Genomic DNA, 20467 nt, shown 5'->3' with positions numbered 1-20467 from the left:
TTTAAGGCTGGTCTTCTTTGGGGCGGCGTTTCGCCGCCGGTTTATCCTGCCCCGAGGCTTTCGGTTTCCCGAACTTGCGTTCGCCGGACTTTGCCGGCTTCTTGCCCGGTTTCCGACCCCCGTCGTCCAGCAATTGCAGATTGAGGCGTTGGTTTTTTACCCAGGTTTTCTTCAGTAGCCTAAAGAAATCGTCCGGGAGATCGGCCGGAAGTTCTACCGTGCTGTAAGTATCGAATAGTTTGATCTGACCGATCAGCTTGGAAGAAAGCCCGGTTTCGTTGGCAATGGCGCCGACGATATCCTTGGGCTGCACGCCGTGCTCGCGGCCGACGTCGATGGTGTAGCGCAGTGTTCCTCCTTCCGGGCGTGTTCTTTCCCGCCGGCGTTCACGAACCGGTTCCGGAGCCGATAGTTCCGGTTCCTCGGTAGCTTCCAGCGGACGTTCGCGATGCATCAGATAGGCGAGGGCGGCGGCGATATCGGCGGAATCGCCTATTTCGTCGGTGACCAATTTGTCCACCAGTTCCCGGTAAAAGCTCACGTCCTCGTCGTCCAGAGTTTGAACCAACTGAGCCTTGAACTGCTCGATGCGCCGGTCGGCGATGTCCTGTAGGGTAGGCAGCCGCATTTGCTGTATGGGTTGTCTAGTGGTTTGCTCGATGGCGCGCAGCATTCGCCTTTCTCGCGGAGCGACGAACAGAATGGCCTTGCCTTTGCGCCCGGCGCGCCCGGTGCGCCCGATGCGGTGAATATAGGCTTCGCTGTCGTAGGGAATGTCGTAGTTCACCACGTGTGTGATCCGCTCCACGTCCAGCCCGCGTGCGGCGACGTCGGTGGCGACGACGATGTCCAGGGCATTCTTCTTCAAGCGGTCGATGACTTTCTCGCGCAAGACCTGGCTCATGTCGCCGTTCAGGGCGGCGGCCTCATACCCGCGAGCCTCCAGTTTCTCGGCCAGCTCCACCGTTTCGGTCTTGGTGCGGACGAAGATGATCATGGCGTCGAAATCTTCCGCGTCGAGAATGCGGGTTAGGGCTTCCAGCTTTTGCACGCCCGAGACCAGCCAATATTGCTGGCTGATGGCCTCAACGGTGGCAGTCTTCGCCTTGATTTTTACTTCCGCCGCGTTGTTGAGATGCCGGTCGGCGATTTTGCGGATGACGGTCGGCATGGTGGCCGAAAACAGCGCGATCTGGCGAGTCTGCGGCGTTTGTTCCAGAATCCATTCGACATCCTCGATGAAGCCCATGCGCAGCATTTCGTCGGCTTCGTCGAGTACCAGCGTGGTCAGATTATCCAAAGACAAGGTTCCGCGGCGGAGATGATCCATTACCCGGCCCGGCGTGCCCACGATGACATGGACGCCGCGGGCGAGTTGCCGCAATTGCGATCCCATGCCCTGGCCGCCGTAAACGGGCAGAATGTGGAAGCCTTCGAGATGGCGGGCATAGGTTTGGAAGGCCTCGGCCACCTGGATGGCGAGTTCGCGGGTGGGCGCGAGCACCAGGGCTTGTGGCGAACGCTGGGACAGGTCGATCCGGGTCAGGATGGGAATTGCGAAGGCCGCGGTTTTTCCTGTGCCGGTCTGGGCCTGTCCGAGCAAATCGCGTCCCTCCAATAGGTGAGGGATGCTTTCCGCCTGAATAGGCGACGGGGCTTCATAACCGATCTCTCGGAGCGCCTGAAGGATGGGCTGGGCAATGGCTAATTGTTCGAAGGACGTAACTGAATTGGGTAATGTCATGTGTTCGATAGAGCTAGTGGAGCGATGTTCGATGTACGATACTCTGGATTTTCGGAACCGGCGTTTCGGCTATTAACTCAGGAGAGGATTGATGATTAAGCTTTGCGGTTTTCCTATCAGCAATTATTACAATAAGGTCAAGCTGGTTCTTCTGGAAAAAGGCATCGAGTTCGAGGAGCAGGCGGCCAATCCGTTCCATAAGGAAGCAATTTTGCAATTCTCGCCCGCCGGTAAGATTCCTTTTTTGTTAACCGATAAAGGACCGCTCTCGGAGTCCCAGGTCATTCTCGAATACTTGGAAGAGGCGTTTCCGCAAAATCCGCTTTATCCATCCGACCCTTTCGAGCGTGCCAAGTGCCGGGAGTTGATTCAACATTTCGAGCTGAATGTGGAACTCGTCGTCCGGCGCCTGTACGGAGAGGCATTCTTCGGCGGTTCAGCCTCGGATGAAACCAAGGCCGAGGTCAAGGAAAAAATCGGTATGGGCATCGATGCGTTCAATCGCCTCGCGAAATTTTCTCCTTATGTAGCCGGCAAGCGTTTCACGGCGGCCGATTGTGCCCTCTGGCCCAGTTTCGGTTTGCTGTCATCCGCCACGCAACGCATTTACGGTGAGGATTTCTTGCAGAAAGTCACCGGCGCCGCCGATTATATGGGCATGATGGAATCCCGTCCGCACGTTAAGAAAGTGGCGGCGGATCGAGCCGCCGCCATATCGGCCTTCTTTGCGAAGAAATAACCATATTACAGCTTCGAATCAGAGCTTGTGAGAAACCGTCGCGAGCGGTTCGAGTCCGTGCCGACAAATCGGCAGGAATGCCGATTTGCACGGCAGTTGCCGCCCATAGGGTGCCGGACACGGAGGTCCGGCGTGAAAAGCACAGGCGTACAGGCCCTCATCCCGGCCCTCTCCCATAAGGAGAGAGGGGGATTCAAAGAATCGCTACGCGATGCCTTGGTTAGATCGAGTACGTTGAGCACCGCAGGCGCGGACTCGAATCGCGCAGTAGGTTTATCCACAAGCTCTCAGCCCATCAAGGGTTTGAAGCGGATCCGGTGCGGATTTTCCGCTTCGTCGCCTAAACGACGCTTGCGATCGGCTTCGTAGTCCGCATAGTTGCCCTCGAACCAGACCACCTTGCTATCGCCTTCGAAGGCGAGCATATGGGTGGCGATGCGGTCTAGGAACCAGCGATCGTGCGAAATGACCACAGCGCAGCCCGGGAATTCCAGCAGCGCTTCCTCAAGCGCCCGCAGGGTTTCCACGTCGAGATCGTTGGTCGGCTCGTCGAGCAACAGCACGTTGCCGCCGGCTTTCAGCAGCTTGGCCAAATGAACTCGGTTGCGTTCGCCGCCCGATAGCTCGCCGATGCGCTTCTGCTGATCCGAGCCTTTGAAGTTGAAGCGGCCCACATAGGCGCGGGACGGCGTCTGATACTTGCCCACCGTGACCATATCGAGGCCGTCGGAAATTTCTTCCCAGACGGTTTTCTTGTCGTCCATGGCGTCGCGGAACTGCTCGACATAGGCGAGCTGAACCGTCGGACCTACGCGGATATTGCCGGTGTCGGCCGTTTCGGCACCGGCCATCATGCGGAACAGGGTGGTTTTGCCGACGCCGTTGGGGCCGATCACGCCCACGATGCCGCCCTGCGGCAGCCGGAAGTTCAGGTCCTCGATCAGCAGTCGGTCGCCGAAACCCTTCGAGACGCCCTCGAATTCCACCACCAGTTCGCCCAGGCGTGGCCCCGGCGGAATATAGATCTCGCGGGTCTCGTTACGGGCCTGGTATTCGCTGGACGACAGTTCCTCGAACCGCTGTAAACGTGCCTTGCTCTTGGCCTGCCGGCCCTTGGGATTAGCGCGCACCCATTCCAGCTCTTCCTTCATGGCTTTCTGGCGGGCGGTTTCCTGCTTCTCCTCCATTTCCAGGCGTTTTTCCTTCTGTTCCAGCCAGGAGGAATAATTGCCTTCCCAGGGGATGCCGTGGCCGCGGTCCAATTCGAGAATCCAGCCGGCGACATTGTCCAGGAAATAGCGGTCGTGGGTAACGGCGATGACCGTGCCCTGAAAGTCGTGGAGGAAACGTTCGAGCCAAGCCACCGATTCGGCGTCTAAGTGGTTGGTGGGTTCGTCGAGGAGCAGCATGTCGGGATTCGACAGCAGCAACCGGCACAGGGCGACGCGGCGGCGTTCGCCGCCTGAAAGCTTGGTGACGTCGGCGTTCCAGTCCGGAAGGCGCAGGGCGTCGGCGGCGATTTCCAGCTTGCGTTCGAGTTCCCAGGCGCCGGCAGCCTCGATTTTGTCCTGGAGTTCAGCCTGCTCGGCGAGTAATTTGTCGAAATCGGCGTCGGGTTCGCCGAAAGCGTTGCTGACCTCGTTGAAGCGGTCGACCAACGCCTTGATTTCAGCCACGCCGTCTTCGACATTGCCGCGAACGGTCTTGGTCGGGTCGAGCTGAGGCTCCTGCGGAAGAAAGCCGATCTTGATTCCAGGCTGCGGCCGGGCTTCGCCGTCGTATTCCTTGTCCACGCCGGCCATGATGCGGAGCAGGGTGGATTTGCCGGACCCGTTCAGGCCGAGCACACCGATCTTTGCGCCGGGAAAGAAGGACAGCGAGATGTCGCGCAAAATCTCGCGTTTGGGCGGCACGATTTTGCTCACCCGGTTCATCGTGAAAATGTACTGAGCCATTTTGACAGGATTGTGTTGGCGGAAAGGCGTTATTATTTCATGGTTTGGCGAATCGATCACGGCATGCGGCCTTTTGACTGTTGAGGATACGAGATGAATGCCCAAGACAAGACGCAGTTGGCGGGCTTGAGGTCGCGCATCATTCGCAATATCGGCGCGGTCGAGCCCGAAGCCTGGAATGCGCTGACCGACGGCGCTTATCCCTTTCTACGGCATGAATTCTTGCTCGCATTGGAGGAATGCGGTTGCCTGGGCGAGCACGTCGGCTGGATTCCCTACCATGTGGTGATCGAGGATTCCGAGCGCCGCCTGGTAGGCGCCCTGCCGGCGTATCTCAAACTCAACTCGTTCGGCGAATTCGTTTTCGATTGGGCCTGGGCGGACGCCTACGAAAGAGCAGGCATGCCCTATTATCCGAAGCTGGTCGTGGCCTCGCCGTTCACGCCGGCCACGGGCCCGCGTCTTCTGATTCCGCCCGAGCGTTACTCGGATAGCTTGGCGGAAGCCGCGGTCGAGTCCGCGATCGAGGCGGCGCGTGATGCGGGAGTTTCCTCGCTGCACTGGTTGTTCACGCAGGACCGGGTATTGCTGCATTCGGAGCGCGTGTTGAAGCGGCTCGGCTGTCAATTCCACTGGGAAAACCGGGGCTACCGGGATTTCGAGGACTTTTTGTCGGGCTTTACCGCCAAGCGGCGCAAGGAAGTGAAGCGGGAGCGCCGGCAGGTGCGGGACGCCTCGGTGGAGTTGCGAAGAATCCGGGGCGACCGAGTGGAGCCCGACATTTGGCGTACGGTGTACGAGCTTTACCGGTCCACCTTCGCGAGACATGGCAACTATCCGGCACTGACGCTCGAGTTTTTCGAAGCGATTGCCGCAAAGATGGGAGAGCAAATCCTTTTGGTTCTCGCCGAGCGACACGGACGAATCGTCGGGGCAGCATTTTTTCTCGTCGGTCGCGATGCATTGTACGGTCGCTACTGGGGATGCACGGAGGACGTGACCGCTCTTCATTTCGAGGCTTGCTATTACCAGGGCATTGAATATTGTATCGATGAGGGCCTCTGTCGCTTCGAACCCGGCGCTCAGGGCGAACACAAAGTCAGTCGAGGCTTTCTGCCGACCGAGACCTGGTCGGCCCACTGGCTGGCCGACGTCGGATTCCGCGACCCCATAGCACGCTTTTTGGAGCGGGAGATGGGTTTGGTACGCGCCTATATGTCGGAACTAAATGCCCACTCGCCTTTCAAAAATTTCGACCATGCTGACCGTTCTGAATCCCTTTGATCGAAACGAGCCGTTTCCGCCGGTGGAAACGGCTCTGGATGAACCGAACGGACTCTTGGCGGTGGGCGGGTGTCTCTCTGCGCGGCGGCTGGTGAATGCCTATCGGAGCGGCGTTTTTCCGTGGTTCGGCAAAGACGAACCGATTCTCTGGTGGTCGCCGGATCCGCGGTTGATCCTACGTCCCGAGAACATCAAGATTTCCCGGAGCCTTGGCAAGCGGCTCAGGCGCGGTGAGTTTCGTTTCAGTTTCGATGTATGTTTCGACCGCGTCATGGATGCTTGTGCGGAGCCGCGAGACTATGCGAGTGGAACCTGGATAACAGGGGAGATGAAGCGGGCTTATTCCAATCTTTTTGATCTGGGCCTGGCCCATTCCTTCGAAGCGTGGCAGGAAGAGGCTCTCGTTGGCGGACTTTACGGGGTTTCGGTCGGCCGGGTGTTTTTTGGAGAATCGATGTTTCACCATGTCACTGACGCTTCCAAGGCTGCTTTCGCTTTCGCGTGCGACTGTTTGAAGCGGTGGGGTTATGTCCTGATCGATTGCCAGGTCTATACCCGGCATTTAGCCAGTTTGGGAGCGGAAGAGATTCCGCGCTCGGAGTTTGTGAAATTGTTGCAAATTTATTGTGAACAGCCGGTTTCGAGCGAGGCTTGGAAGTCGGCGGGCGGGGTTTTATGAAATCGATACCGCTCTACATCAGCTATGAGCACGATTGTGATTACCTGCCGGGAAGGCAGGCGCAGATGGCTTATGTTTCGCCACGGGAGGCATTGGATGTCGATATTTATTCGTGGCTCGCAACCAGAGGTTTCCGTCGAAGCGGCGACATGGTTTACCGGCCGCACTGCTCGAATTGCTCGGCTTGTGTGCCGGTACGCATACCGGTCGCGCGATTTCGGCCGAATCGCGGGCAGCGTCGGATTCAGCGGATGAATGCCGATTTGGAAATTGCTCTGAAGCCGGCTCGATTCGAAGAGGCGCACTATCGACTCTTCCTGCGGTATCTCAATGCGCGGCATTCGGATGGCCATATGGCCGAATCCTCGGCGGAGGATTACATTCGTTTTCTTGCGTGCGGATGGGCGGAGACCGGTTTCTACGAGTTTAAGCGCGGGGATAGCTTGTTGGCAGTAGCTGTCACCGACTGTTTGGCCGATGGCCTCTCGGCGGTTTATACGTTCTTCGATCCCGATTTACCCGCACTCAGCCTGGGCAGCTATGCCATTTTGTGGCAAGTAGCGGAGACCAAACGACGCGGATTGGATTGGCTATATCTCGGATTCTGGATATCCGGTTGCCGAAAAATGAGCTATAAAAATTCGTTTCGTCCTCTACAGGCTCTGGTGGGCGAAGACTGGGTACTGGTGGAAAAAGGCGAGAATATCGTGCTTGAAACTTAATATGATATTATTCGGCTTTTACCGTTCGTATTCACTTTTGAGAGAGGTTTATGTCGAAAGAAGATCACATCGAAATGGAAGGCAAAGTGATCGAAACTTTGCCCAATACGACTTTTCGCGTCCAGTTGGATAACGGTCATATTATTACGGCACATATTTCCGGCAAAATGCGCAAGCATTACATCCGCATTCTGACGGGTGACCGCGTAAAAGTGGAAATGACGCCGTACGATTTAACGAAAGGCCGAATCACCTTTCGTCAGCGTTAAGAACTCAGACTTCCGCTGCTTCGTGCACGCCTTCGATGGTAAACGCCAGTTGGCCATCTTCCACGCTGATTCTCACTACTCCGCCCTCGCTTAACTTGCCGAATAGGATTTCATCGGCCAAGGGCTTTTTGATGTTTTCCTGAATAACCCGGGCCATGGGTCTCGCCCCCATAGACGGGTCGAAGCCGTGTTCGGCCAGCCATTCCCGCGCATCGGGCTCCAAAACCACCGACACCCGCTTTTCCGCCAGTTGCGATTCCAGTTCGAACATGAACTTGTCGACGACTTGGCCGATGATGTCGAGGTTGAGCGGCTTGAACTGAATAATGGCATCCAGCCGGTTGCGGAACTCGGGCGAAAACATTCGCTCGATGACCTTCATGCTGTCGGTGGAGTGATCCTGCTGGGTAAAACCGATCGACGGCCTGCCGCCCTCGGAGGCTCCGGCATTGGTCGTCATGATCAGGATGATATTCCGGAAATCGGCCTTTCGTCCGTTGTTATCGGTCAAGGTGCCGTGATCCATGACCTGCAGCAACAGGTTGAACACATCGGTATGGGCCTTCTCGACCTCGTCGAGAAGCAACACTGCATGCGGATGCTTGTTGACTTCTTCGGTCAACAAGCCGCCCTGGTCGAAGCCTACATAGCCGGGCGGGGCACCGATCAATCGGGATACGGTATGCCGCTCCATGTATTCGGACATATCGAAGCGGATGAGCTCGATGCCCAGTACCTTGGCCAACTGCCGGGTGACTTCGGTTTTTCCAACGCCGGTTGGGCCTGCGAACAGGAAGCAGCCGATGGGTTTTTGCACTTCACGAAGTCCCGCTCGCGACAGTTTGATCGCGGAGGCCAAGGTCGAAATGGCTTCATCCTGGCCGAATACCAGCATCTTCAGATTCTTTTCGAGATCCCGCAGTTTGTCCTTGTCGTTGGTGGAAACCGTTTTCGGCGGAATGCGCGCGATTTTCGAGACGATATCCTCGATCTCCAAAGTGCCGATCAGCTTCTTCCGGCGGGAAACCGGCAACAGCCGCTGGCTGGCCCCTGCCTCGTCAATCACGTCGATAGCTTTGTCCGGCAAGTGACGGTCGGTAATGTACCGATCGGATAATTCGGCTGCCGTGCGGAGCGCTGCCAGTGAATATTTCACGTCATGGTGTTTTTCGAACCGCGACTTGAGTCCGCGCAGAATGTGGTAGGTCTCGTCGACAGTAGGCTCATGGATATCGATTTTCTGAAAACGACGGGCCAGAGCCCTGTCTTTTTCGAAAATACCCCGATATTCCTGATAAGTGGTGGACCCAATGCAGCGCAGTTCGCCCGAGGCCAATACCGGCTTGATCAGGTTCGAGGCGTCCATCACGCCGCCCGACGCCGATCCGGCTCCGATAATGGTGTGAATCTCGTCGATGAACAGAATCGAATTGGGCTCTTTCTTGAGCTGTGCAAGCAATGCTTTGAGACGTTTCTCGAAATCGCCGCGGTATTTGGTTCCGGCAACCAAGGAGCCGAGATCCAGCGCATAAATCGTGCTTTCCGACAGGACTTCCGGCACCTCTTTGTCGACGATCTTCTTGGCCAGTCCCTCAGCGATCGCGGTCTTACCGACGCCGGCCTCGCCGACCAGCAACGGATTATTCTTGCGACGCCGACACAGGACCTGGATGGTGCGTTCGATCTCGCCCTTGCGTCCGATCAGCGGGTCAATCTTTCCGCGTTTCGCCAATTCGTTAAGGTTGGAAGCAAATTTTTCCAAAGGATTGGCGGCAGCGCCTTCACCTTCGTCGCTTTCCGAAGTGGTGCTGCTTTTCGGACTCGCATCCGAATCTTCGCGAACTTTCGAAATGCCGTGAGAAATGTAATTGACGACGTCCAAGCGGGTCACGTCCTGCTTGTTGAGCAGATAAACGGCTTGGGAGTCCTGCTCACTGAAAATAGCGACCAGGATGTTGGCGCCGGTGACCTCTTTCTTGCCCGAGGACTGGACGTGAAAGGCCGCTCTCTGGAGGACTCGCTGAAAGCCGAGCGTCGGCTGAGTTTCGCGCTTCACGCCAGGCGGGATGAGCGGCGTCGTTTCATCCAGAAACTCGGTCAGATCCTTTCTCAATTGATCGATGTTCGCGCCGCAGGCTCGAAGCACTTCAACGGCTATCGAATTGTCGAGCATCGCGAGCAAGAGATGCTCGACGGTTATGAATTCGTGCCTTTTCTCGTAGGCCGATCGGAACGCGACGTTTAATGAATATTCGAGTTCTTTGCTTAACATAGAATCAGGGCCTGTTCAGGCTTCCTCCATTGTGCAAAGCAGAGGATGCTGGTGCTGCCGAGAATAATCGTTCACCAGCTGGACTTTGGTTTCTGCAACGTCCTTGGAGAAGACGCCACAAACGCCGATGCCCCGCGTATGAACGTGAAGCATAATCTGGGTAGCTTTTTCCTCGCTCATGCCGAAGAACGTTTTCAATACCAAAACGACGAAATCCATCGGAGTGAAATCGTCGTTCAACAGAATCACTTTATAAAGCGGTGGCCGTTTAAGTTTTGGCTTCGCTTCCTGTACGACAACATCGTCTGTGAGCTTGTGATCAGGATGTTGTGCCATTTCTCGCCCTTGAACTGCAACATGTCTAGACCACGGCTACTATAGCATCTGCGGGCTCCGTTGTATTAGACCGCCCTTGGTATAAATGATTTCCCGTCACAACCATTCGCCATAGGTTTCACGATCGCGTTAAAGCGTTACGACGATCCGGAAAAGGAAGCTTTCTGGGGAGTATCCACATCTCGTACATCGAGACCACCCACATGAATACGAACGCCATAGCCAAACCAGCGCCTCCAAGAACGACCAGGAGGGCGAAGTGTGGGTTCAGTTTAGTCAGCCACCAGGATGTGATGTCAAGCAGTAAGAAAGCGTAAGGCATGATGATCGCCGCGCCCTTCAGTTTCACGGGAACTCCCGTGGATAAGGCGAAGATCAGTCCGACGAACATGAAAATGAATGAAATGCCGAATAAATGAATATGCGACACGCGCGTCAATGACGAGAAAGTCGCGCCCTCGTCGGATGCGGTCCGCGCTTTGATGGTCGCGAATTGCGTGAAGTCGGGCAATCCGCCGGCTTCCGCATTGTGACAACTGACGCAGCGTTGCTCGAAGATGGGCTTTATGTCGCTTTCATAAGCTTTCTCGCTGGCGCCGTCGCGCACCCATTGGATGATCTTGAAGCGTTCTTCGTCCGGCGCCATGGGCTTCATGGAGCCGTTCAGCTGGCTTTCAAGTACGGAACCGGAACGATTGCCGTAATAGCTGTAGACGATATCTTCGATGGAAAGACCGAATTTGCCGTCAGCCATTCCGTGGGTAAACAGGATCTGGATCATTGCGACGGCATAGCCGATTGCTATGACCGTCAAATAACCGGAAAATAACAGCTTTATCGCTAATCCTAAACTGCTTAGGTTGAACGGCATGATTCAGCTCCAGCCGGAAGGGGTAAGTTAGAGGGTTTATCCTAGCCTGCCCACCGGGCATCGACAAACCTCGCAACATTCTAATTCTATATGTTATATGGCCGTTTTTCTTTTAGCACACGCGAACCGGCTAGGCAATTTACACATCAGTTAAAAGTGCATGCACCAGCTCGAAACCGAATTCAGCCGGAATGAGAGGCCGCGAGTCACCGTCGCGGCCATCGTCGAGCGGGACGCGCGTTTTCTCGTAGTCGAGGAGCGAGCCGATAACGGCAAGCTTGTGATCAATCAGCCCGCAGGTCATGTCGAAGCAGGAGAGAACGTCATCGAGGCCGCTATCCGCGAAACCTTCGAAGAGACCGCATGGCATTTCAGACCCGAGGCACTGGTTGGGATTTATCTATGGCGCCGGGCTGCGGGAGACGCCAGTTTTCTTCGAATCGGAATTGTCGGGTCGGTTGATGGTCACGATCCGGATAGTCCTCTCGACGAGGGCATCGTGAGCAGTTTGTGGCTGACCCGCGAGGAACTTTTGAGCGAGAAAATGCGTCTTCGAAGTCCTTTGGTGATGAAATGCATCGACGATTATCTCGCCGGGGAACGCTATCCCTTGTCGGTGCTCAAATCCTTGCTGAGTTGAATTCATGTCCCAGAAAGTCGTCGTCGGTATGTCAGGCGGAGTGGATTCCTCCGTCACCGCTTTGTTGCTCCTGGAACAGGGCTATGACGTGATCGGTCTTTTCATGAAGAATTGGGAGGAGGACGATCACACCGGCCTTTGCACCGCTCCACAGGATTTCGCCGACGCGAAAGGCGTCTGCGACAAACTGGGCATTCCGTTGCACGCGGTTAATTTTGCCGCCGAATATTGGGACGAGGTGTTCGAGATCTTCCTGAGCGAGTATAGAGCTGGCTGTACGCCCAATCCGGATATCCTCTGCAATCAGCAGATCAAGTTCAAAGCCTTTATGGATTATGCGACGGATTTAGGCGCCGATTTGATCGCGACGGGGCATTACGCGCGGGTCGGACGTCGGGACGGCGGTTACACTCTGCTGAAAGGGATCGATCAACAGAAGGATCAAAGCTATTTCATCTACACCCTGGGACAGCCGCAGTTGGCTCGTATATTGTTCCCGATCGGGGGCATGGAAAAATCCGAAGTCAGAGCGCGCGCCGAGCAGGCGGGATTATCCAATTATCAGAAGAAAGACAGCACCGGCATTTGCTTCATTGGCGAGCGTCGTTTCAAGGAATTCTTGCAGCGTTTCTTGCCTGCTCAGCCGGGCGAGATTGAAACGCCCGACGGTCAAATCATCGGACGCCACGACGGGTTGATGTATTACACCCTGGGGCAACGGCAAGGACTCGGCATCGGCGGCATGAAAGGCGCCTCGGAAGAGCCATGGTATGTATTGGCCAAGGATTTGAAGCGCAATGTTCTGGTGGTCGGTCAGGGGCATGATCATCCGATGCTGTTCCATGCCGGCCTGGAAGCCGGAAGCTTGAGCTGGGTGCGCGGCAAGGCTCCCGATACGCCTGTTCGATGCGCTGCAAAAGTCCGTTACCGTCAGCCGGATCAGATCTGTACCGTCGAAGCTGTCGACGAACAGAGAATCCGCGTCGTCTTCGATCGACCGCAGCGCGCCGTGACTCCGGGCCAATCGGTGGTGTTCTATCAGGGCGAGGAGTGCCTGGGCGGCGGGATCATCGAGCGCGCGTTAGATGCCGCCCCGACCTCGACGTCGGTTTTTCGGGCTGTGGCCTGAGTTTCGCAATCTCACTATAAAGTTAAGGTTTTCTGAATGACGTCTCTCACCTGCCTTTCCCCCATCGACGGGCGCTATGCCGACAAAGCGGACGAGTTGCGCCCGATCCTCAGCGAATACGGCCTCATTCGTTTCCGGGTGCTGGTGGAAGTTCGGTGGCTGCAAACTTTGGCAGGAGAGCCGGGCATTGGCGAGGTGCCTGCGCTGAGCGATAGCGCCAACGATCGCCTGGAGGCTATCCTGACCGGTTTCTCCGTAAGCGATGCGGAACGCGTGAAACAAATCGAAAGGACGACCAATCACGACGTCAAGGCGGTGGAATATTTCCTCAAGGAAAAGATCGCCGATCATGTGGAATTGGTTCGGGTGAGCGAGTTCATCCACTTCGCCTGCACCTCTGAGGACATCAACAATCTGGCGTATGCCTTGATGCTGAAGGAAGCTCGGGACAGCGTTCTGCTGCCGCAGATTCGGCAACTGGTTGCCGCCATCAAAGAAAAGGCGGGGATCTATGCTGGCCAGCCGATGCTGTCTCGTACCCACGGACAATCCGCTACGCCGACGACCATGGGCAAGGAGTTCGCCAACGTGTCGGCCCGCCTCGAAAGACAGCTGAAGCAATTGGAGTCGATCGAACTATTGGGCAAGATCAACGGTGCCGTGGGCAATTACAATGCCCACCGGGTTGCCTATCCCGAGATCGATTGGCCGATCTTTTGCCGAAACTTCGTTACGTCTTTGGGTTTGACGTTCAATCCTTACACCACCCAGATCGAACCTCACGATTATCTTGCCGAGTTTTTCCACGCCCTGTCGCGTTTCAACACTGTGCTGATCGATTTCGACCGCGACGTGTGGGGTTATGTTTCGCTGGGCTATTTCCGCCAGAAAACCGTGGCTGGCGAAGTGGGATCTTCGACCATGCCGCACAAGGTCAATCCCATTGATTTCGAGAATTCGGAAGGCAATCTCGGGATGGCCAATGCGGTCTTCGGTCATCTTTCTGAAAAATTGCCGATCTCGCGCTGGCAGCGGGATTTGACCGATTCGACCGTGCTGCGGAACATCGGCGTAGGGATCGCCCATACGCTGATCGCGCTGCAATCGACCCTCAAGGGGCTCGGGAAGCTCGAACTCGACGCGGGCGTACTGGAAGCCGATCTTGCCGCCAATCTGGAAGTGCTGGCGGAGCCGATTCAAACGGTCATGCGCCGTTACGGCATCGAAAAGCCTTACGAAAAGCTGAAAGACCTGACCCGGGGCAAGCGCATCGAGCCGGAGGCGCTGTCCGAGTTCATCCTCGGGCTGAGCATTCCGGAAGACGCGAAGCAGCGCTTGCTGGCGTTGACGCCCCGCGATTACACCGGCTATGCGGAAGTTCTGGCCAAGAACTCTTGAGTAACAAACAAACGATGTTCAAAAAAGCATTACTTCTTTTATTGATCGTTCTTCCGGTCTTTCCGATAGCGGCGGAAGAGGCGCCGGTCCAGCGGCTCCGGAATTTCCTGGCGAAAGCGAATACCCTACAGGCGGAATTTTCCCAGGTCGTGATCGATGAAGCCGGCAGTCCCCGCCAGCGCACCAGCGGCGTGTTCTATCTTCAGCGTCCCGGCAAGTTCCGCTGGGATTACAAGAAGCCTTACAGCCAGGAAATCGTTTCCAATGGCGGCAAGGTCTGGTTCTACGACGTCGACCTCGAACAGGTAACCGCCAAGCGCCTCGACGATGCGATCGGTTCCACGCCAGCTCTGCTGCTGAGCGGCGAAGTGGCGCTGGAAAAGAATTTCAAGATCGAGAATCAGGGCATGGACGAGGGCTTGTTCTGGATCAAGCTGGTGCCGAAGGCCGAAGACAGCGGATTCAAATACGTCCTGATCGGCCTGGACGGCGACACGCTCGCGGGGATGGAACTGAGCGACAATTTCGGCCAGCTCACCCGCATCTATTTCACCGGGGTGAAAACGGGACTCAAGCTGGACCGCAGCCTGTTCGAATTCCGTCCTCCGCCGGGAGTCGACGTGTTCGAGGAAAAATAAACGCGTGAATACGGATCTTCAGAGACCTCTGGCCGACCGGATGCGGCCCCGCTGCCTGGACGAGTATATCGGCCAGCGGCATTTGATATCGCCCGGCAAGCCTCTTTATGAGGCCATCAAGGCCGGCAAGCTTCATTCGATGATTTTCTGGGGGCCGCCCGGCACCGGCAAGACGACCTTGGCGCGGATCGTCGCCCGTCACGCCGACGCGGAATTCCTGCCGATCTCGGCGGTACTGGCGGGCGTCAAGGAAATCCGAGAAGCGGTGGCCGAGGCGAAGCGGCTTTTGACCGAGCATAATCGGCGCACCATTCTATTCGTGGACGAAGTGCACCGTTTCAATAAATCCCAGCAGGATGCCTTTCTGCCCCATGTGGAAGACGGCACCATCTATTTCATCGGCGCCACCACCGAGAATCCGTCCTTCGAGCTGAACAACGCCTTGCTTTCGCGTGCCCGCGTTTACCTGTTGAAGTCCTTGTCGGAAGACGATCTGCTGGATCTCATCGAGCGGGCCTTGCGGGATGGCGAACGAGGCGTCGGCCGGCCGGACCTCGGATTTCCCGAGGAGCTTCGCTGCTGGTACGCCAAGGCGGCCGACGGTGATGCTCGAAAAGTCCTGAGTCTGCTGGAGATCACTCTCGATCTGTTGGAAGTGGGACAAGACAAAATCACCACGGACATCGCACGGGAAGTGCTCGCCGGCGGCGGAAACCGGCGATTCGACAAGCAGGGCGAGGATTTTTATAACCAGATTTCCGCGCTGCACAAATCGGTGCGGGGCAGCGCTCCGGACGCGGCCTTGTACTGGCTGTGCCGCATGCTGGACGGCGGCTGCGATCCGCTTTATCTCGCACGCCGCATCGTCCGTATCGCCAGCGAGGATATCGGCAATGCGGACCCGCGCGCGCTGGAGCTGTCCCTAAACGCCTGGGATGCTCAGGAGCGTCTCGGCAGCCCGGAAGGCGAACTGGCCCTGGCTCAAGCGGTTCTGTATCTCGCTTGTGCCCCCAAGAGCAATGCGGTATACGTCGCCTATAATACGGCTCGTGCCGATGCTGCCAAAACCGGCAGTTTGGAAGTGCCGACTCATCTTCGCAACGCCCCCACGCGCTTGATGAAGGAACTCGATTACGGAAAGCATTACCGTTACGCTCATGATGAACCCGAAGCGTATGCGGCGGGTGAAAATTATTTCCCCGAAGGGTTTCCGCCCCGTGCATACTACAAGCCGGTTTCGAGAGGGCTGGAAATCAAGATCGCGGAAAAATTGGAACGGCTGAAGGTTTTAGATAAGGCGGCTCTGGATAAGACTTAGTTACTATCGGATGAGTTTTATGGTCGACCACCAAGCGGATCATGACGAGGGGACGGAACCGATGAGTGGCAGGGACGCGGAAAAGGAGCGCAGGCGATATTTTCGGATAGAAGACGAGATTATTCTTTTTTTCAGGGAAATAGCGCCCGATGAGATTCCTGATAACCGAAGTCCGCGGGACTTTCCCTTGGATTCTTTCGCCCTTTCAGCCAGCCTGGATTTGCTGACTCAGGAGTCCCGAAAGCTGCTGCGGCGAATAGAAAAAGACACTCCGGAAATCGGCGATTTCTTGAAGGTTCTGGAGCGCAAAATCGATCTCATCGCCCGGGCTTTCCTGAGCTACGAGGCCAACTTGCCGGAGCAGACCACTCAAGGTGTTAGCCTCAGCGCTTCCGGTTTATCCTTCGATGTGGAAAAGCCCTATGCTCCAGGTAAAGTGCTGGAAATCAAGATGGTCTTGCCGCCTGATCTGATCGGGTTAATTGCGTACGGTCGTATCGTTTATTGCAAAAAGAACGGGCCCGATTCCGAGCTGCCTTACCAAATTTCCGTGGATTTCGTCGGCTTGCGCGACAGCGATCGGGAGCTACTGATTCGCCACGTCGTCAGACGGCAGCTGCAGCAGCTTAGAAACAAGAAACAGCCATCGGAATAAGCGCTTCCGCGCCCCGCTTTATTCATGCAGTACGATGCGCTGACTAAGACCCTGCTTCATTTGCTGTCCGACAATGGCTTTCACTCCGGAACGGAACTGGCGAGTCGCCTCGGTATCAGCAGAACGGCAGTCTGGAAAGCCGTTCGTGCCCTGCAATACCGTGGGATTGAAATCGCTGCCTTGCCGGGCAAAGGCTACCGGGTGACCCAGCCCGTTGAATTGCTCAGCGAAACAGTCATCCAATCCTCGTTGAGTCCGAGCGCCGGCCGGCTGCTCGGCGGTCTCGACATCTGCGACGAGATCGATTCGACAAATACGCATTTGATGCGCCTCGCTGCGAAAGGTGCTCCCTCGGGGGCGGTATGCCTCGCGGAAACGCAGACGGCCGGCAAGGGACGAATAGGTCGTTCCTGGCTTTCGCCCCTGGGAGCAAATATTTATCTCTCGGTCTTGTGGCGTTTCGACGATCACTCCCGTGTGGCAGGACTTAGCCTGGCTGTCGGAGTAGCCGTGATTCGGGCACTGGACCGGACGGGGATTATCGGGGTCGGACTCAAGTGGCCGAACGACATCTTGTGGGAAGATCGCAAATTGGGGGGGATCTTGCTGGAGGTCGCCGGGGAAGCCCATGGCGGATGCGCCGTGATCGTGGGCTTGGGGCTGAACCGCTACATTCCCCCCGTCGTGGGGCGCGGGATAGATCAGGCGTGGGTCGATCTTGCCACGGTGGCCGGCGCATCGGCTCCCTCGAGAAACCGCCTGGCCGCCTCGATTCTGAGCGAGCTTTTGCCTTTGCTGAACGATTATCGGCACACCGGACTTGGGCCCTATCTTGCTGAATGGCGTCGCTATCATCATCTGACCGGGCGCGAGGTGGTCGTCCGTCAGGGCGATACGGAAACCGCCGGCACAGTTGCGGATGTTACCGGAGAAGGGTTGCTGGTCGTGGTGTGCAAGGACGGGAAACGCCGCGAGTTCGCATCCGGTGATGTGCGGCTCCGGATCGCCGGCTGAGCCGGAGACTGTCATGCGGCTTCTGGTCGACATCGGCAACAGCCGAGTGAAATGGGGAATCGCCCAAGACAATCGGATTGTTTCGGGCGAATCTTTCCCTTCGGCTGGCGAATCGCTAGAAGAGTCATTCGACCGCCACTGGCTGACTCTGCCCATACAGCGCCGCATATATATCTGTAACGTTGTCGGCGGCGAGGCGGAACACATCGCAACGGCCTGGACGCAAAGACGCTGGGGAGTTTCGCCAAACTTCGTCAAACCGGCCGATCGAGGCTACGGTGTGGTGAACGGTTACGAAAAGCCGGAAAAGCTAGGGGTCGACCGTTGGGTGAGTCTGATTGCCGTGCGGGAGTTCAGCAAGGGGCCGGTCTGTGTCGCCGACTGTGGTACCGCGTTGACCTTCGACGTACTTGATGCGCAAGGCCGGCATCTCGGCGGCCTCATCGCGCCCGGTTTGGCGATGATGAAACGGGCGTTGGCGCTGGAAACGAAGGGCATCGGAGAAATCGACTGCGGCGATCCCGAGGTTTTAGGACGGAGCACAGCCGCAGCCGTAGAAGGCGGAGTATTAGCCGCTTGCGCGGGACTGATCGAGAGATCGGTCGGAAAAGCGGAGAAAGAATTGGGGCATGTACCCGATTTGGTCATTACCGGCGGCGATGCGGATAGGATTGCCGACAAACTCGACGGCCCGTGTAAGGTGGTTCCGGATCTGATTTTGCGGGGATTGCTCCGCATCGCGAGAAGCGTTTCATGAAGTATGCTTTTTATAGTCTGATTCTGGCGAACGTCGTATTTTTCCTGTGGGAAAGCAGCATACTCGGGCGGGGAGTCAGTAGTGCGTCGTCCTATCAGGAATTGCGGCTCCCCCATGTCGTGGAACAAATAGCTTTGCTCAGCGAGCGCACTGGGTCGCCCGAAAAGGCCCCTGACCTGGTTTTGGCCGAGGTGTCCACGACCGAGGCTAAGCCGGAACAGATCAAGGGGACGACATCGATTGTCGAATCGGAGTCGGCCCAAAAATCGGAAGTACCTACCGACACGCCGTCCACATTGTCGACACGGGCCGTGGAATCGGGCTGTTTTCAGTGGGGCCCGATTACGGACGAGACGCGGGCGCGCGAAGTCTTGAATCTGGTTAAGCCTGAGTCCGATCAGGCTAGCCTTATCAAGAAACCTTCGGATCTGACCGACGGTTGGTGGGTGCTGTTTCCCAAGGCTCACGATCTGGATACCGCCAAGGCGAACCGGAAGATGCTGCTCGAGAAAGGAGTAACCGACCTTTGGCTGTTCGACAAGGGCGCTTTGCAAGGCGCGATATCCCTTGGTCTTTTTAAAACCAGAAACCGAGCCGAGCAGGCTCAGAAAACATTCACGGAACAGGGCATCATTACCGAGGTAGTGCCCCGCCAGGTGCGAAACGAGGCTTATTGGGTTCGGATTCCATGGACTCGTCCAGCATCGGACTTGGACGAAATTCTGAAGTCTACGGATGCGAAGGGCGCAGCGGGGTTATCCCCGGCTCTCATTCCCTGTGATTGATCGGCCGCTATCCTCGATAAATCCGCTGGAGGCAGTGCCGAAGGTCGATAATCCTTCCCCGACGGATGTGTTTCATTTCTGGAAAGGCGTAAGTCGGCAATCCTTTGCCGACGCCTGAGATGTGGCTCGTTTCTCGACAGCTTGCATAACGCAGCGATCTCGTAAGCGGATTCGCCGACCACATCAACGAGTGCCTTGAGCATTTTTCACCACAGTTTAGCGGTGTGGATCTGAAAGCCGTTGCGCATGCCCTTTCTTACGCCCTCGTGTCCCCCCTCTCTGGCTAAACCCGTAATGGCGTGAGCACTTCAATTATTCACACCTCAACATCTGTCCGCTAAGGCTTACATATTTTTCAGCTTTGGCTGACTTGTCACGCTTGAGTTACAGCCGTCAAACTTGCGCGCAAGTACGAGAGCCGCAGGGGGCTTGATCGAGCCTTTATTCGGATTTCAGACGAAAACAAAAACCCGACTCTGAGGCAGACTGTTCGGGTGCGCCATAGGCATCGTCCGGAATGGCCATGATGACACCGCGTCGCCCCCTCCTATTCGCCGGTTAAGCCCTTGGCTAAGGTCGTTCGTTTTTCGCCAACTGATGTGCGCGCTGTAGGCGGGCGGATGTTCGAGATTTGATAGCCCATGTTCTGGGCTTCGGGACGTTTGCTGGATAAAGGCTCACGCGATTTCCAAATGAGCGCTCCATGCAGGCCCAAGCGGAATAGCCTTTGTTCCCCGGATTTTCGACCAGCGAGAGAACGGGGCAGAAATTTCGACTTCACTATAAGAACCAGGAGCAAGCCATGCGGCGAACAATTGTGCCACGCGTAACAAAAACGCCGTTTCGATCGGGTTTATACAGCGTTCTGGCCGTTGTGCTGTCGATTCCGGTATCCGGGTGGGCGGTCGGTCCGGGATGGACTCAAGACTGGTGCAAAGTGTACGCAACCCAGGCAAGTGGATCGGGCTTTTATGTCTGGGTAGATCCCCAAGCCTGTAATAATGTCAACAACTGTCCATACCATCTCGGGCCTACTGGATATGTGGAGCAGTCTGCAGCGGTATTTTGGATCGTCTACCCGACGACTAATACGCCCAGCGAAGCACAGAAAGTCATGATCTCCCAGCTTTCGCTGGCCGCTAGTACAGGCCAACTCGTCAGACTTCATTGAGTAATGGTCAAATGTTGTGTACGGGGGTGGGCTCAGGCGGCGACTTTCTCGACGTCTTCCTGAACTCCATCCTTGAACACGACTCCCTCGA

At 56.4% G+C, this 20467-nt stretch carries 19 protein-coding genes; 14 read left to right on the top strand and 5 right to left on the bottom strand.

Annotated elements, in window-relative coordinates:
- Position 1 precedes the first annotated feature (1 nt).
- Positions 2 to 1744: a DEAD/DEAH box helicase gene (locus JOD69_RS19200; protein WP_210024162.1), complete on the bottom strand. Its 1743-nt coding sequence runs from the start codon at positions 1742 to 1744 to the stop codon at positions 2 to 4.
- Positions 1745 to 1835: 91 nt separating this feature from the next.
- Here JOD69_RS19200 and JOD69_RS19195 point away from each other — a divergent pair, with 91 nt between their 5' ends.
- The gene (locus tag JOD69_RS19195) at positions 1836 to 2483 is read left to right on the top strand and encodes a glutathione S-transferase (protein ID WP_210024161.1); all 648 of its coding nucleotides are present in this window, start codon (positions 1836 to 1838) and stop codon (positions 2481 to 2483) included.
- Positions 2484 to 2770: 287 nt separating this feature from the next.
- On the opposite strand, the gene ettA is transcribed toward JOD69_RS19195, so the two are convergent.
- Positions 2771 to 4438, bottom strand: coding sequence for an energy-dependent translational throttle protein EttA (gene ettA, locus JOD69_RS19190; protein ID WP_086133571.1), 1668 nt, complete (start codon positions 4436 to 4438; stop codon positions 2771 to 2773).
- A 93-nt stretch (positions 4439 to 4531) separates the two neighbouring features.
- Between ettA and JOD69_RS19185 the strand changes: the two genes are divergently transcribed.
- Genes JOD69_RS19185 through infA form a run of 4 tightly spaced genes read left to right on the top strand, consistent with a single transcriptional unit; the run spans position 4532 to position 7392 of the window.
- Entirely contained in the window at positions 4532 to 5722 is a 1191-nt protein-coding gene (locus JOD69_RS19185) for a GNAT family N-acetyltransferase (protein ID WP_086133570.1), read from the top strand.
- On the top strand, positions 5697 to 6401 hold the full coding sequence (aat, locus tag JOD69_RS19180) for a leucyl/phenylalanyl-tRNA--protein transferase (RefSeq protein WP_086133569.1): 705 nt from the start codon (positions 5697 to 5699) through the stop codon (positions 6399 to 6401). Before JOD69_RS19185 ends, aat begins: the two co-directional genes overlap by 26 nt.
- The gene (locus JOD69_RS19175; RefSeq protein ID WP_086133568.1) at positions 6398 to 7123 is read left to right on the top strand and encodes an arginyltransferase; all 726 of its coding nucleotides are present in this window, start codon (positions 6398 to 6400) and stop codon (positions 7121 to 7123) included. The genes aat and JOD69_RS19175 overlap by 4 nt, the downstream gene beginning before the upstream one ends.
- Positions 7124 to 7173: 50 nt before the next feature.
- Positions 7174 to 7392, top strand: a complete 219-nt coding sequence (gene infA / locus JOD69_RS19170) for a translation initiation factor IF-1 (protein WP_026609371.1) — start codon at positions 7174 to 7176, stop codon at positions 7390 to 7392.
- Positions 7393 to 7396: 4 nt separating this feature from the next.
- On the opposite strand, the gene clpA is transcribed toward infA, so the two are convergent.
- The 3 genes from clpA to JOD69_RS19155 form a co-directional block, all read right to left on the bottom strand.
- Positions 7397 to 9664 (bottom strand): ATP-dependent Clp protease ATP-binding subunit ClpA, encoded by a 2268-nt coding sequence (gene clpA, locus JOD69_RS19165; RefSeq protein WP_077728043.1) that lies wholly within the window; start codon positions 9662 to 9664, stop codon positions 7397 to 7399.
- A gap of 15 nt (positions 9665 to 9679) precedes the next feature.
- The gene (gene clpS / locus JOD69_RS19160; RefSeq protein WP_077728044.1) at positions 9680 to 10000 is read right to left on the bottom strand and encodes an ATP-dependent Clp protease adapter ClpS; all 321 of its coding nucleotides are present in this window, start codon (positions 9998 to 10000) and stop codon (positions 9680 to 9682) included.
- Between the two features lie 118 nt (positions 10001 to 10118).
- Positions 10119 to 10871, bottom strand: coding sequence for an elongation factor-1 alpha (locus JOD69_RS19155; protein ID WP_077728045.1), 753 nt, complete (start codon positions 10869 to 10871; stop codon positions 10119 to 10121).
- A 160-nt stretch (positions 10872 to 11031) separates the two neighbouring features.
- Between JOD69_RS19155 and JOD69_RS19150 the strand changes: the two genes are divergently transcribed.
- The 9 genes from JOD69_RS19150 to JOD69_RS19110 are packed head-to-tail and all read left to right on the top strand — an operon-like array spanning position 11032 to position 19205.
- Entirely contained in the window at positions 11032 to 11511 is a 480-nt protein-coding gene (locus tag JOD69_RS19150; protein ID WP_077728046.1) for an NUDIX hydrolase, read from the top strand.
- Between the two features lie 4 nt (positions 11512 to 11515).
- Entirely contained in the window at positions 11516 to 12640 is a 1125-nt protein-coding gene (gene mnmA / locus JOD69_RS19145; RefSeq protein WP_086133567.1) for a tRNA 2-thiouridine(34) synthase MnmA, read from the top strand.
- A gap of 36 nt (positions 12641 to 12676) precedes the next feature.
- Entirely contained in the window at positions 12677 to 14038 is a 1362-nt protein-coding gene (purB, locus tag JOD69_RS19140) for an adenylosuccinate lyase (protein ID WP_077728048.1), read from the top strand.
- Between the two features lie 14 nt (positions 14039 to 14052).
- Positions 14053 to 14676 carry an outer membrane lipoprotein chaperone LolA gene (gene lolA / locus JOD69_RS19135; RefSeq protein WP_077728049.1) on the top strand — a complete coding sequence of 208 codons (624 nt, stop codon included), beginning with the start codon at positions 14053 to 14055 and terminating at the stop codon, positions 14674 to 14676.
- Between the two features lie 4 nt (positions 14677 to 14680).
- Positions 14681 to 15994, top strand: a complete 1314-nt coding sequence (locus JOD69_RS19130; RefSeq protein ID WP_077728050.1) for a replication-associated recombination protein A — start codon at positions 14681 to 14683, stop codon at positions 15992 to 15994.
- A 19-nt stretch (positions 15995 to 16013) separates the two neighbouring features.
- A complete protein-coding gene (locus tag JOD69_RS19125) occupies positions 16014 to 16649 on the top strand; it encodes a PilZ domain-containing protein (RefSeq protein WP_166642521.1) in 636 nt (211 codons plus the stop codon).
- 24 nt (positions 16650 to 16673) lie between these two features.
- Entirely contained in the window at positions 16674 to 17663 is a 990-nt protein-coding gene (locus tag JOD69_RS19120; protein WP_086133565.1) for a biotin--[acetyl-CoA-carboxylase] ligase, read from the top strand.
- A 13-nt stretch (positions 17664 to 17676) separates the two neighbouring features.
- Entirely contained in the window at positions 17677 to 18420 is a 744-nt protein-coding gene (locus JOD69_RS19115) for a type III pantothenate kinase (protein WP_168183761.1), read from the top strand.
- Entirely contained in the window at positions 18417 to 19205 is a 789-nt protein-coding gene (locus tag JOD69_RS19110) for a hypothetical protein (protein ID WP_086133563.1), read from the top strand. The genes JOD69_RS19115 and JOD69_RS19110 overlap by 4 nt, the downstream gene beginning before the upstream one ends.
- The last annotated feature ends 1262 nt before the right edge of the window (positions 19206 to 20467 follow it).

Source organism: Methylocaldum sp. RMAD-M (genome assembly GCF_017832375.1).
Lineage (GTDB): Bacteria > Pseudomonadota > Gammaproteobacteria > Methylococcales > Methylococcaceae > Methylocaldum.
Note: the sequence above shows the minus strand (reverse complement) of the source record. Positions and strands in the feature narration are given on the sequence as shown.

Coding starts and splice junctions, on each gene's coding strand:
- JOD69_RS19200 (WP_210024162.1), bottom strand. CDS start 1,744: ATGACATTACCCAATTCAGTTACGTCCTTCGAACAATTAGCCATTGCC.
- JOD69_RS19195 (WP_210024161.1), top strand. CDS start 1,836: ATGATTAAGCTTTGCGGTTTTCCTATCAGCAATTATTACAATAAGGTC.
- ettA (WP_086133571.1), bottom strand. CDS start 4,438: ATGGCTCAGTACATTTTCACGATGAACCGGGTGAGCAAAATCGTGCCG.
- JOD69_RS19185 (WP_086133570.1), top strand. CDS start 4,532: ATGAATGCCCAAGACAAGACGCAGTTGGCGGGCTTGAGGTCGCGCATC.
- aat (WP_086133569.1), top strand. CDS start 5,697: ATGCTGACCGTTCTGAATCCCTTTGATCGAAACGAGCCGTTTCCGCCG.
- JOD69_RS19175 (WP_086133568.1), top strand. CDS start 6,398: ATGAAATCGATACCGCTCTACATCAGCTATGAGCACGATTGTGATTAC.
- infA (WP_026609371.1), top strand. CDS start 7,174: ATGTCGAAAGAAGATCACATCGAAATGGAAGGCAAAGTGATCGAAACT.
- clpA (WP_077728043.1), bottom strand. CDS start 9,664: ATGTTAAGCAAAGAACTCGAATATTCATTAAACGTCGCGTTCCGATCG.
- clpS (WP_077728044.1), bottom strand. CDS start 10,000: ATGGCACAACATCCTGATCACAAGCTCACAGACGATGTTGTCGTACAG.
- JOD69_RS19155 (WP_077728045.1), bottom strand. CDS start 10,871: ATGCCGTTCAACCTAAGCAGTTTAGGATTAGCGATAAAGCTGTTATTT.
- JOD69_RS19150 (WP_077728046.1), top strand. CDS start 11,032: ATGCACCAGCTCGAAACCGAATTCAGCCGGAATGAGAGGCCGCGAGTC.
- mnmA (WP_086133567.1), top strand. CDS start 11,516: ATGTCCCAGAAAGTCGTCGTCGGTATGTCAGGCGGAGTGGATTCCTCC.
- purB (WP_077728048.1), top strand. CDS start 12,677: ATGACGTCTCTCACCTGCCTTTCCCCCATCGACGGGCGCTATGCCGAC.
- lolA (WP_077728049.1), top strand. CDS start 14,053: ATGTTCAAAAAAGCATTACTTCTTTTATTGATCGTTCTTCCGGTCTTT.
- JOD69_RS19125 (WP_166642521.1), top strand. CDS start 16,014: ATGGTCGACCACCAAGCGGATCATGACGAGGGGACGGAACCGATGAGT.
- JOD69_RS19120 (WP_086133565.1), top strand. CDS start 16,674: ATGCAGTACGATGCGCTGACTAAGACCCTGCTTCATTTGCTGTCCGAC.
- JOD69_RS19115 (WP_168183761.1), top strand. CDS start 17,677: ATGCGGCTTCTGGTCGACATCGGCAACAGCCGAGTGAAATGGGGAATC.
- JOD69_RS19110 (WP_086133563.1), top strand. CDS start 18,417: ATGAAGTATGCTTTTTATAGTCTGATTCTGGCGAACGTCGTATTTTTC.